The organism is Xanthomonas campestris pv. phormiicola, from assembly GCA_025666215.1.
Lineage (GTDB): Bacteria > Pseudomonadota > Gammaproteobacteria > Xanthomonadales > Xanthomonadaceae > Xanthomonas_A > Xanthomonas_A campestris_A.
This window is the reverse complement of record CP102593.1, coordinates 4,341,711-4,354,430: the sequence shown is the minus strand read 5'-3', so window position 1 is coordinate 4,354,430 and position 12,720 is coordinate 4,341,711. Positions and strand designations below refer to the sequence as shown.

General features: G+C 68.8%; 8 protein-coding genes. 6 read left to right on the top strand and 2 right to left on the bottom strand.

Annotated elements, in window-relative coordinates:
• On the top strand, window positions 1–1,515 hold the full coding sequence (locus NRY95_18335; protein UYC15638.1) for a response regulator: 1,515 nt from the start codon (window positions 1–3) through the stop codon (window positions 1,513–1,515).
• A 155-nt stretch (window positions 1,516–1,670) separates the two neighbouring features.
• Here NRY95_18335 and NRY95_18330 read toward each other — a convergent pair whose 3' ends face one another.
• Entirely contained in the window at window positions 1,671–2,510 is an 840-nt protein-coding gene (locus tag NRY95_18330) for a 20S proteasome subunit A/B (GenBank protein ID UYC15637.1), read from the bottom strand.
• A 95-nt stretch (window positions 2,511–2,605) separates the two neighbouring features.
• On the opposite strand from NRY95_18330, the gene folK reads away from it, so the two are divergent.
• Window positions 2,606–3,127, top strand: coding sequence for a 2-amino-4-hydroxy-6-hydroxymethyldihydropteridine diphosphokinase (gene folK, locus NRY95_18325; protein UYC15636.1), 522 nt, complete (start codon window positions 2,606–2,608; stop codon window positions 3,125–3,127).
• Window positions 3,128–3,280: 153 nt separating this feature from the next.
• Here folK and NRY95_18320 read toward each other — a convergent pair whose 3' ends face one another.
• Window positions 3,281–4,015, bottom strand: a complete 735-nt coding sequence (locus NRY95_18320) for a pteridine reductase (GenBank protein UYC15635.1) — start codon at window positions 4,013–4,015, stop codon at window positions 3,281–3,283.
• Window positions 4,016–4,069: 54 nt separating this feature from the next.
• On the opposite strand from NRY95_18320, the gene NRY95_18315 reads away from it, so the two are divergent.
• From NRY95_18315 to NRY95_18300, 4 genes are all read left to right on the top strand, one after another.
• Window positions 4,070–5,254, top strand: coding sequence for an SAM-dependent methyltransferase (locus NRY95_18315; protein ID UYC15634.1), 1,185 nt, complete (start codon window positions 4,070–4,072; stop codon window positions 5,252–5,254).
• Window positions 5,254–5,661, top strand: coding sequence for a VanZ family protein (locus NRY95_18310; protein UYC15633.1), 408 nt, complete (start codon window positions 5,254–5,256; stop codon window positions 5,659–5,661). The genes NRY95_18315 and NRY95_18310 overlap by 1 nt, the downstream gene beginning before the upstream one ends.
• A 1,370-nt stretch (window positions 5,662–7,031) precedes the next feature.
• The gene (locus NRY95_18305; protein UYC15632.1) at window positions 7,032–9,731 is read left to right on the top strand and encodes a TonB-dependent receptor; all 2,700 of its coding nucleotides are present in this window, start codon (window positions 7,032–7,034) and stop codon (window positions 9,729–9,731) included.
• A 109-nt stretch (window positions 9,732–9,840) separates the two neighbouring features.
• Complete coding sequence (locus NRY95_18300; protein ID UYC15631.1) at window positions 9,841–12,717, top strand: DUF4982 domain-containing protein; 2,877 nt, start codon at window positions 9,841–9,843, stop codon at window positions 12,715–12,717.
• Window positions 12,718–12,720 lie beyond the last annotated feature (3 nt).

The window sequence follows — 12,720 nt, the reverse complement described above, 5'->3', positions numbered from 1 at the left end:
ATGCCCATGACCGGCACCAAGCTCGGGCCGATCCGCATCCTCATGGTCGAGGATTCCGCGGAGGACGCCGAGCTGCTGTCCGACCAGTTGCTGGACGCTGGCCTGGAAGCGACCTTGCACCGCGTGGAAGGCGAGTCCGCGCTGCGCGAGGCGCTGCGCGAGTTCGCGCCGGACATCGTGCTGTCGGACCTGAGCATGCCGGGCTTCTCCGGGCACCAGGCGCTGCGCGTGGTGCGCGAGCATGGCAACGAGGTGCCTTTCATCTTCGTCTCCGGCACGATCGGCGAGGAGACCGCGGTGGAGGCGCTGCGCGACGGCGCCAACGACTACATCATCAAGCACAACCCGACCCGGCTGCCGTCGGCGGTGGCGCGTGCGATCCGCGAGGCGCGCACCGAGCGCGAGCGGCAGCGGGTCGAGGGCGAGCTGATGCGCGCGCAGCGGCTGGAGAGCCTGGCGATGCTCGCCGCCGGCCTCAGCCACGACCTGCGCAACATCCTGCAGCCGTTATTGATCGTGCCGGAGCTGATGATCGGACGCAGCGACGACCCGCAGCTGCGGCACCTGGCCGAGGTCATCGCCGAATGCGGCCGGCGCGGCCACGAGATGGCCGAATCGATGCTGTCGTTCGTGCGCGGCTCGCGCACGCCCAGCGAGCGGGTGTCCATCGCCGGCCTGTTCCAGGCGGTGCAGATGCTGCTCAAGAGCAGCCTGCCCGAACGGGTCGGCCTGCAGGTGGAGGTGGCCGACGCCGAACTGTCGATCGAGGCCAACTACACCGAACTGCAGCAGTGCCTGCTCAACCTCGGCCTGAACGCGATCCAGGCAATGCCCGAGGGCGGCACCCTGGTCATTGCGGCCGCGCCGGCGATCGGCGCCGACGGCAGCGAGCAGGTACGCATCCTGGTCCGCGACAGCGGCGTGGGCATGGACGCGGAGACCCAGGCGCACCTGTTCAGTCCGTTCTTCACCACCAAGCCCGACGGCACCGGCCTGGGCCTGATTTCGTGCAAGCGCATCGTCGAAAGCTACGGCGGCAGCATCGGCGTGGACAGCACGCCGGGCGTGGGCACCTGCTTCGAACTGCTGATCCCGCTGCGCGGCCACGCGCCCTCGGCCGAGCCGGAGCCGGCGATGCCGATGGGCAGGGGCCAGCGCGTGTTGCTGGTCGACGGCGAGGCCACGCGCCTGTCGCTGCTCGGCAACGCCCTGTCCAGCCAGGGCTACCAGCCGCAGCTGGCCTCCGACGGCGCCGCGGCGCTGCGCGAGGTGCGCGAACACGGCATGCCGGACCTGGTGATCGTGGACAGCGACATCATCCTGCTGTCGGCGGTGAGCCTGCTGCTGGCGCTGCAGGACCTGGACTACCGCGGCCCGGCGATCGTGCTGGAAGATGCCGGCACGTCCCTGCAGCGCGATCACTTCCCGCGCGACATCGCCGTGCACGTGCTGCGCAAGCCGCTGGAGATGCAGCGCGTGTTCCGCGCGGTGGCGCATGCGTTGGAGAGTGGCTAAAGGCTGGGAATCGAGAATGGGGAATGGGGAATCGGAAAAGCGAATCCCTGCACCCCAACGCGTACGCCAAAGGCACCGCTGTCGCTGAGGTCATCGGTCAGGCGCTGTTGCCGTTGCCGTTACGATTCCCCACTCCCTATTCCCCATTCCCAGCTTCACTGCTGGGACGACTGGTCTTCCGGGTCGCGCCTGGCCGGGACGCGGCGCGGCGGCAGTGGCGGCAGGGCGCCGCGGGTGTCGGTGTCGCTTTCGGTGGTCAGCGCCGGCTCCCAGGGGAAGCGCGGCAGGGTGCGCACCGCGTTCTCCAGCTTGCGCGACCAGGTGTCGTGGATTTCCGAATACAGCGGCGTGTCCGCTTCCAGGCGCAGGCGCTGGGTCACGCGCAGGTCGTTGCGGCGGATCACCGCCAGGTCGATCGGCATGCCGACCGACAGGTTGGAGCGGATGGTGGAGTCCAGCGACACCAGCGCGGTGCGCGCGGCGTCCTCCAGCTGCATCTCCGGGCGGATGATGCGGTCCAGGATCGGCTTGCCGTACTTGGACTCGCCGATCTGCAGGTACGGCGTTTCCGGCGAGGTGGCGATGGCGTTGCCCAGCGGGTAGATCATGTACAGCCCGGGCCGCTCGCCGGCGATCTGCCCACCCAGGATCAGGGTCGACTGCACGCTGACGCCGCTGTGCTGGGACTGGTCGGACAGCTTGACCTGGCTGGACACCAGCACCTCGCCGACATACTCGGCGACCTCGAACAGGTGCTTGAACGAGCGCAGGCTGCGCGGCGCGTCCGGATCGTCCGCATCGCGTTGCAGCTTGGAGATCGCCAGCTGGGTGGTGGCCAGGTTGCCGGCCGACATCAGCACGAACACCGCCTGCCCCGGATACTCGAACACATGCAGCTTGCGATGCACGCGGACGTCGTCCAGCGAGGCGTTGGTGCGCGTGTCTGCGGCGAAGACCAGGCCTTCGTCCACTTCGATGCCTACGCAATAAGTCATGTCGCTGCCGGAGTTCAGTGCGTTTCGATTCTATGCGGGGGGGACGGGCTTGGCTACCCGTTGACGGTCGCGGCCGCGGCATGCGCGAATATCGCATGACCACCGTGCTCCTCAGCCTGGGCAGCAATCTGCGCCCGCACCAGCATCTGCCTGCCGCGATAGGTGCGCTGCGTCAGCGTTTCGGCCCGATCGCGGTGTCCCCGACCTACCGCACTCCCGCGGTCGGATTCGACGGCCCACCGTTCCTGAACAATGCCGTGGCGTTGCAGACCGAGTGGGAGCTGGGACCGCTGGATGCCTGGCTGCATGCGCTGGAAGACGCGCATGGGCGCGACCGCAGCGGCCCGCGTTTCAGCGACCGGACCCTGGACATCGACGTGGTGTTCTACGGCGATCGCATCGTCGAAGGCCCCGGCCGCCTGCGCATCCCGCGCCCGGAACTGCGTCACGCCTTCGTGCTCAAACCGCTGGCCGACATCGCCGCCGACTTCGTCGACCCGCTCAGCGGCCGCCGCCTGGGCGCGCTGTGGCAGGCGCATGCGCAGTTCGGCGAGGCGTTCGAGGTGGTGGAGCTGGATGAAGCCGGGACTCGGGACTGGGGACTCGGGACTCGATGAAGCCGGGACTCGGGACTCGGGACTCGATGAAGGCGGCATTTGTGGGATGGGGAGGTGTTGGGAGTGGCTTCCTGTCCCGAGCGTCCGCTGGGCGAGGCACTGCCAGCTTTCATGACCACCGAGTCCCCAGTCCCGAGTCCCCAGTCCCGGCTCTCAAGAAAGCCCCCGCCCCCCATCCACCCGCAGCGTCTGCCCGGTGACGAAACCGGCGTCGTCGAGCAGCCAGCGCACCGCCTCGGCGATCTCCTCGACCCGGCCGATCCGCGCCAGTGGCGTGCGCGCCAGCAGCGCCTGCTGCGCGGCGCTGTCCTTGCCGGCCTCCGGCCACAGGATCGCGCCGGGGGCGATCGCGTTGACCCGCACCTGCGGCGCCAGCTCCAGCGCCAGCGAGCGGGTCAGCATCGCCAGCGCGGCCTTGGCCGCGCTGTACAGCGGGTGCGCGCGCAGCGGCTGCTCGGCATGCAGGTCGGTGATGTTGACGATCGCGCCATGGCGTTCGCGCAGCGGCGCGGCCGCGGCCTGGGCCAGGAACAGCGGCGCGCGCGCGTTGACCGCGAACAGGTCGTCCCATTGCGCCGGCGTGGCCTCGGTCAGCGGCGTGGGATAGAAGTTGGAGGCGTTGTTGACCAGCGCATCGAGCCGGCCGAAGCGCTGCACGCATTGGTCCACCAGCGCCGGCAACTGGGCGGCGTCGCGTAGGTCGGCGTGCAGGGTCAGGGTGCTGCCGGCGCGCACGCCCTCCAGTTCCTGCGCCAGCGCCTGCAGCTCGGCCTGCGAGGTGTGCGCGTGCAGCGCAAGGCGATAGCCGGCCGCGTGCAGGCGCCGCGCGATGCCGGCGCCGATGCGCCGTGCGCTGCCGGTGATCAGGGCGACTTTGGTCTCGGTCATGTGTGCATTCCACGCTCGGCTATGCTGTGCATTGTCCACGCAATCCAGCGCCGCATGCCTATCGACTTTCCCACCCCCGACGCCGACGCGCTCGCCCACAGCGATCGACTGGCCGCGCATCTGCGCGCCGAGATCGCCGCCGGCGGCGGCGCGATTCCGTTCTCGCGCTTCATGGAGCTGGCGCTGTACGCGCCGGGCCTAGGCTACTACAGCGCCGGCAGCAGCAAGTTCGGCGAGGACGGCGACTTCGTCACCGCGCCGGAGCTGGGGCCGTTGTTCGCCGCCACCGTCTCCAACGCGCTGGCCCCGGTGCTGCAGCAGCTCGGGCCGCAGGCGCGGATGCTGGAAGTGGGCGGCGGCAGCGGCGCGTTCGCCGAGGTGATGCTCAAGCGCCTGCTGGCGCTGGACGCGTTGCCCGAGCGCTACGCCATCCTCGAGCCCAGCGCCGACCTGCGCGAACGCCAGCGCGCGCGCCTGCAGCGCGCGCTGATCCCGCCGGTGTTCGACCTGGTGGAGTGGCTGGACCGGCCGTTCGCCGACGACTGGAACGGCGTGCTGTTCGCCAACGAGGTGATCGATGCGCTGCCGACGCCGCGCTTCACCTTGCGCGACGGCGAGGTGTTCGAGGAAACCGTGACCCTGGACGGCGAAGGCCGCTTCCGCCGCGGCGAGCAGCCGGCCGATCCGCTGCTGGCGGCGGCGGTGCGGCATGTCGAACGCTATCTGCAAACGCCGTTCGCCGACGGCTACCGCTCCGAGCTGCTGCCGCAGCTGCCGTACTGGATCCAGGCGGTGGCCGGCGGCCTGCGCAGCGGCGCGCTGCTGTTCGTCGACTACGGCTATCCGCGCGGCGAGTTCTACCTGCCGCAGCGCGACGACGGCACCCTGCGCGCGTTCTACCGGCACCGCACGCATGCCGATCCCTATCTGTGGCCGGGCCTGCAGGACCTGACCGCGTCGGTGGACTTCACCGCGCTGGCCGAGGCCGGCACCGGCGCCGGTTTCGAACTGGGCGGCTACTGCACCCAGGCCAGTTTCCTGCTCGGCAACGGCCTGGATGCGCTGCTGGCCGAGGCCGAGGCGCGCAGCGACGAACGCGGTCGCGTGCGCCTGCGCGAGCAGGTGAAGCGCCTGACCCTGCCCAGCGAAATGGGCGAGCGCTTCCAGGTGATGGGCTTCGAACGCGATGTGTCGCTGGCGCCGGCGTTCCTGGTCGGCGACCTGACCTGGCGGCTGTGATGGCGGCGGTGCGCGCATTCCGCCGGCCCTGGCTGTGGCTGGGGCTGTGGTGGCTGGGCGTGCTGGTGCTGATCTATGTGTGCATGATGCCGCACCCGCCGCAGCTGTCCGATCTGCCGGACACCGACAAGGCCGAGCATTTCACCGCCTACCTGCTGCTCGCGGCAGGCGCGGTGCAGGTCTACGCCGGGCCGCGCGCCTGGCGTTGGGCGGCGCTGGGCCTGCTGTTGCTCGGCATCGGCATCGAGTTCGCGCAGGGCGCGTGGACCACCACGCGCTCGGCCGATCCGTTCGACGCGCTGGCCGATGCGCTGGGCGTGGCGGCGGGCATAGCCACCGCGCTGACCCCGCTGCGCGATCTGCTGTGGCGATGGGAGACCGGGGCGAAGCGGCGCGACCGCCGCTGAGGCTGCCCACGAAGCAAGTGGGAATTCGGCTGCCTGCGAGGTTTGCCGGGTGCACTGGAGGCGGGGCTTTGGCCCTCGACCGGTTCCGCAACCGCCGAAGCCTCCGGCTTCGTTCGTCGCGGCTGAAGCCGCTCACAAAACGCTTGCGGCACCCTGGCTGGGTGCACTGTGGGAGGGACTTCAGTCCCGACTGCATCCAGACTCGGCAGGTCTGCCGCTTCGCGCGTCGCGACTGAAGTCGCTCCCACAATGACTTGCGGCGAGCCTGCTGGTGCACTGGAGGAGGGGCTTTGGCTCCGGACCGCTTCCGTAGCCGCCGAAGCTTCCGGCTTCGTTCGTCGCGGCTGAGGCCAGGGGCAAGGCGCCGCCATCGCGCTTTCCGGCGCGAAGGCCGCCGGGTTCTGCGGGTGCGCTGCAATGCCTGGTGCAGCGTTCCGCCGCGGGCGGGACGCACTGCGTCACGCCGTGGATCTGGAAACGATGCGGCTGCGGCAGCAGCGGTGTGGCACTGGCCTGGGCGATGCCGCCCGCTGCGCCGCCGGTACGCCGACCCCGATGGCGAACATGGCGCGCAACCGCGTCGGGGAGTGCCACGGCGTGCCGAGTACGGCACGCGACTCGCGCGTCCGGATCATTGCGATCACCTGCCTCCCACGCCCGCTTTTGCGCCGCGTATGCGCGGCCCCATCCCCGTGTGGGCTGATTCTTACGAGCCCATGACAACGATGTCAAGCCTTTGTCGGAAAATTCGTCTGGTGCTGGTTTCGCCATGCGTAAGCCATGGCGGCACCTCGCCATCGCCGCCAGGTTTCGCCGAAATGCAGCTGCATCAATGGGTTATGCGGATCGTCGGAAAAGTGGAGGCGGCGTGCAAATGAGAACGTGGCGCAGTTATGTCGCATTGCACAAAATTGGTCTCATTCGTAGAATTGGTGCGACATAGGTATCGTGACAACGATGCGTAAGGCGCGCCGCGCAAAAAATATTTTTTGTTGCCAATACATTGATAAAAAAAGGTTTTTTAAGATTCTGGGCTCATGTCCAGGCGCCATTCGTCGGTTCCGGGTGTTGCGGCGTTGACACAATCTTTCTAAGACCATAAGAATCGAGGTGCCTGGAATTGGTCTTTGCCAATTCGGGATCGATCAGTCCAGCAGCATGCAATCGCCCGCTCCGGGGTAGGGACGGGAACGCGCCTCCCGCAACACGGGGCGCAGGAAAACAGACAGAACGCTCCATCGACTCCGTGCCCGCACGGACGGCACCGCCCTGCGCGTCGCGTCGGGCGCAATGGAGGGTGCTGCCTGCCGATCGCTGCCGCTGGGTGTCAGACGTCGTCGTGCCGATCAGCCATCAACCAGGATAGCCCAATGCCACATGCCGCCCGCTCACGTCCGCACTGTTGTTCCCTGTCCGTCCTCGCCACCGCCATCGCGTTCGGCCTGCTCAGTGCCGGCGCGCAGGCGCAGCAAGCGCCCGCTTCCGATTCCATCTCCCAGCTCGATACGGTGACCGTCACCAGCTCCTACCAGAAGAGCCTGATCACTGCGCTGGACAACAAGCGCGAAGACGCGCGCATGACCGACGGCATCTCTTCCGAGGACATCGGCAAGTTCCCGGCCGAGAACATCGCCGAGGCGATCCAGCGCATTCCCGGCGTGCAGATCTCCACCATCAACGGCCGCGGTTCGACCATCAGCATCCGCGGCCTGGGCCCGCAGTATTCGGCCACCACGATCAACGGCCAGACCATCAAGAGCGCCGACTTCACCGATGGTTTCCGCTACGACATCATCCAGCCGGAAGTGGCCGCGGCGATCGAGGTGATCAAGTCGCCGTCGGCGGACATGGATGCCGGCGGGTTGTCGGGCACGGTCAACATCGAGACCACCAAGCCGCTGGACTACAAGCAGCGCAAGCTGATCCTGTCGGCGAAGGAGCAGTACTCCGAATTCGCCGGCGGCGCGCCGACGCCGAAGGCCGTGCTCACCTACATCGACCAGTTCCATCTGGCCGACGGCGGCGAACTGGGCGTGTTCGTCAACGCCGGCTACCAGAAGCTCAAGGACCGCGCCGACTACCTGTGGATCGACCGCTGGTACACCCAGGACACCGACGCCGGCACCCTGTACATCCCGCGCCGCCCGCGCTACCGCTCGATCGAGCGCGAGACCGACCGCAAGATGCTCACCGCCGGCCTGCAGTGGAAGCCGAACGACCGGCTGGAGATGAACCTGACCGCGCTGTATTCGCAGGACAAGACCGACAACGACATGAACCAGTTGGTCTATTCCTTCGACCGCAACTACCTGACCGTGCTGGAGACCGAAGGCCTGACCGCGACCAAGGTGTCGGCGTCCAACTACTGGCTGGAGAACAACCGCCAGCTCGAGCGCCACGACCTCACTTCGCAGCTGCTGACCTGGGACGCCAAGTGGAAGGGCGACAAGTGGACCTTCAGCGGCGTGGCCAACTACACCGAAGGCAAGACCGACGAGGACGAGCGCGCGGTGATCCTCGGCCGCATGCCGTCGGCGACGCTGTTCGACTCGTCCAATCCCGGCGCGATCTCGCTGACCACCGATGCCGACGCCAACGACGCCAGCGCCTGGGACCAGGCCAACCTGGTGCGCGACGAATACCCCAACGGGGCGATCACCAAGCTCAGCAACAAGGAATGGTCGCTGCAGTTCGATGCCGAACGCTACGTCGGCGCCGGCTTCCTGGACTCGGTGAAGTTCGGCACCAAGTTCCGCCGCGAGACCTTCGACCGCAACGTCTGGCGCCGCGATTTCCTGTACCTGATCAACTCCGGCGCGGTGTCCGGTTACGCGATGTTCCCCGAGCTGTCGGCGGCCAGTTCCAGCGTCAGCAACTTCCTCGACGGCAACCTGGCCTCGCAGAGCAGCTGGGTGGCGCCGGACGTGTACGCCTACGCCGAAGCGCTGGCCGCCTCCGGCATCAGCGTGCCGGTGCTGTTCGCGCCGCAGGCCAGCTACCACATCCGCAACGACATCTTCTCCGCCTACGCGTTGGCCAAGATCGACACCGAACTGGGCAGCATGCGCCTGCGCGGCAACGTCGGCGTGCGTTACGAGAACACCAAGCGCACCACCGACACCTACCTGACCACCGCCTCGCAGTACAGCGAGGACGCCAACGAGGTGGTCGGCACCGAACGCGCGCCGTACGACTACCACAACTGGTTGCCGAGCCTGAACCTGGTGCTGGACATGCGCGAGGACCTGCTGCTGCGCTTCGCCGCCGGCAAGGTGCTGGTGCGCCCGATCCTGGACAGCAACACCGCCATCGCCACCACCATCTCCTCGGGCAGCAACACCGGCGGCACCACCACCTACGACGTGTCGCTGGGCCAGACCGACCTGAAGGCGCTGACCGCCGACCAGTCCGACCTCAGCCTGGAGTGGTACTACGGCCAGGGCGGCGGCCTGACCCTGGCCGGCTTCTGGAAGAACGTCAAGAACGGCACCTACAACAGCATCGTCTGCCCGACCACGTTCAACGGCGCTGCGCTGTCGACCAACAGTTCCGGCGATTGCGTGGACGGCAGCGGCAACATCTACGAGATCACCGCCACCCGCAACGACCCGAGCAAGGTCAAGATCAAGGGCTACGAGCTGGGCTGGACGCAATCGTTCGATGCGTGGCTGCCGATCCAGGGCTTCGGCCTGACCGCCAACTTCACCCGGGTGATCCCGCAGCGCGACACCGACTTCAAGATCCGCAACCTGTCGGAGAAGACCTGGAACGCCACCGGCTACTGGGAGAACGCGATGTTCTCCGCGCGCCTGTCGCTGAACCACCGCAGCGAGTACGAGCAGGACAGCAGCGACAGCTTCTTCGCCCGCGAAGGCCACACCATGAAGGCGCGCACCCAGTTCGATGCGGTGCTCGGCTACCAGGCCACCGACACGCTCAGCTTCCAGCTCGGCGGGCTCAACCTGACCAACAAGAAGGAAGAGGCGTACAAGGACATCAGCAGCCGCTGGCAGATGACCGGCGTCACCGGCCGCAGCTTCTACGTGTCGATGCAGTGGGACATCCTGTGAGGCCGGTGCAGGCGCTTGCGGGGTAACCCGTGGCAGGCCCGGCGCCGCAGTGGCGCCGGGCGCGGCAACGTGACCTATCGCAATCGCCTCAACAGGGCTTAGGCACCGCATGCAACGACGAGAATTTCTGGCGGGTGGCGCGGGTGCCGGTCTGCTGCTGGCGGCGCCGCGTTTGAGCTGGGCGGGCAGCGCGGCCGATGCCGGCATCGCCGGCAGCGCCGGCGCGCAGGCCGTGCCGGCGCTGACGCTGCCGGTCGATCCCGGGCTGTTCTGCCTGGACGAAGGCTGGCGTTTCCACGCCGGCGACATTGCGTTCCCGCCGATCAGCGGGCAGGACGCCAGCTACGACAACGCCAAGGCCGGCAAGGCCTGGGGCGCGGCCGCGGGCGATTTCGACGACAGCGCATGGCGGCAGCTGCGGCTGCCGCACGATTTCGCCATCGAGCAGCCGATCGAGGCCAGCGCCAACGTGGCGCAGGGCTATCGCCGCCGCGGCATCGCCTGGTACCGGCGCAGCCTGCGGCTGGACGAGGCGCAGCGCGGCAAGGCGCTGGAGCTGCGTTTCGACGGCATTTCCAGCCGCGCCACGGTGTGGGTCAACGGCCTGCCGATGGCGCGCAGCTGGAGCGGCTACGACGGGTTCGCCATCGACCTGAGCGCGATCGCGCGCTACGGCCAGGACCTCAACAGCATCGCGGTGCGGGTGGATGCCGAGGCGATGAACGGCTGGTGGTACGAGGGTGCCGGCATCTACCGGCACACCTGGCTGGCGGTGCGCGATGCGCTGCATATCGTCGGCGATGGCGTGCATGCGGTGCCGCGGATCGGCGACGGCGAACGTTGGACGCTGCCGGTTGCGGTCACCGTCGCCAATGCCGGCGAGCAGGCCGACGCGGCGCTGCTGGAGGTGGCGCTGTACGACGCGCACGGCACGCTGCTGGCGCAGGGCAGCAGCGCGTTGCAGGTCGGCGCGCTGGCACAGGCGGTGGCGCAGGTCGAGCTGCAGGTGCAGCGGCCGCAGCGCTGGGACGTGGCCGCGCCGCATCTGTACCGGGTCGCGGCGGTGCTGCGCAGCGCTGGCCGCGAGCGCGACCGCCGCGAATGCGCGATCGGCTTTCGCACGCTGCGCTTCGATGCGCAGCAGGGCTTCTTCCTCAACGAGCGGCCGCTGAAGATCAAGGGCGCCTGCCTGCACCAGGACCATGCCGGGGTCGGCGTGGCGGTGCCCGACAGCCTGCTGGAGTTTCGCATCCGCCGGCTCAAGGCGCTGGGCTGCAATGCGATCCGCCTGCACCATGCGGTGGCCAGCGAACTGCTCGACGTCTGCGACCGCCTGGGCATGCTGGTGATGGCCGAGAACCGCGTATTCAATCCCGCGCCCGACTACGCCGCGCAGCTGCGCTGGCTGGTGCGCCGCGACCGCAACCGCGCCTGCGTGTTCCTGTGGTCGGTGTTCAACGAGGAGCCGATGCAGGGCACCGCCGCTGGCTACGAGATGGTGCGCCGCGCGGTGGCGCTGGTGCGCGAACTGGACGACAGCCGCCCGGTGACCGCGGCGATGAACGACGGCATGCTGACCCAGCGCAACGCGGCCGACGCGGTGGACGTGGTCGGCTTCAACTACCGCCAGTTCAACTACGACCGGGTGCGCGCGGCGATGCCGCACAAGCCGCTGCTGTCCAGCGAGGACACCAGCGCGTTCCAGACCCGCGGCGCCTGGTTCACCGACATGGGCGCGCACGTCGTCGCCGAGGACGACTCGGTCGCCGCGCCATGGGGCAACACCCATCGCAGGTCCTGGCAACTGATCGACGAGCGCCCCTACCTGGCTGGCGGTTTCGTCTGGACCGGCTTCGATTACCGCGGCGAGCCGACCCCGTTCGAATGGCCGTCGGTGTCCTCGTTCTTCGGCATCATGGATCTGTGCGGTTTCCCGAAAGGCGCCTACTGGCTGCGCCAGGCGCAGTGGATCGACGCTGCGCCGGTGCTGCAGCTGTTGCCGCACTGGAACTGGCCGGGCCGCGAGGGCACGCTGATCAAGGTGATGGCGTTCTGCAATGCGCAGCAGGTGGAGCTGTGGCTCAACGGGCAGTCGCAGGGACGGCAGGCGGTGGACCGGATCGAGATGAATGCCTGGCAGGTGGCGTACGCGCCGGGCGTGCTGGAAGCGGTGGCCTATCGCGATGGCCGCGAAGTGGCGCGGCAGCGGGTGCAGACGGTCGGCGCGCCGGTGGCGCTGCGGCTGACCCCGGACCGGGCGCGGATGCGCGGCGACGGTCGCGACGCGCAGCCGATCACCCTGGAAGCGGTGGATGCGCAGGGCCGCCACGTGCCGTTCGCCGATGCGCAGATCGCGCTGCAGGTCGACGGCGGGCGCCTGCTCGGCGTCGGCAACGGTGATCCGAATCGGCATGCCGCCGACAACGTGCCGCAGGTGCAGCTGTTCAACGGCCTGGCGCAGGCCATCGTCGAGGCCGGCAGCGGCCAGCGCCGCTTGCGCATCGCAGCGCGCGCGCCGGGACTGCGTGCCGCGCAGGCGACGATCGATCTGGATGCGGTGGCCTTGCCGCCGTCGCTGCCGCCGGCCGCCGCGGCGATGGTGGTGCCCGGCTGGCGGCGCACGCTGCCGTTCGCCGCGCCGCCGGATCCGGCGTTGCCGCGCGCGCCCAACGACAACAACAGCTGGAGCTTCTGCCAGCCCGGCAACCTGGAGACGCGCGCCGAGCGCGATGGCTATGTGCTGTACCGCACCGCGTTCACGCCCTGGGCCGGGATCCAGCAGCGCGGCGGCCGGCTGCGGCTCGGCCGCGCGACCGGCGCGGCGCAGGTGTATCTGGACCGGCAACTGGTCGCCCGAGTCGCAGCGGGGCGGCATGCGCAGCTGCGCTTGCCGCCTGCGGACGGCGAACGGGTGCTGGCGGTGGTGATGCAGGTGACGGCCGGAATGCCTTTCGGCTTCGACGATGTCGCGATAGTGGAGTATTGACCG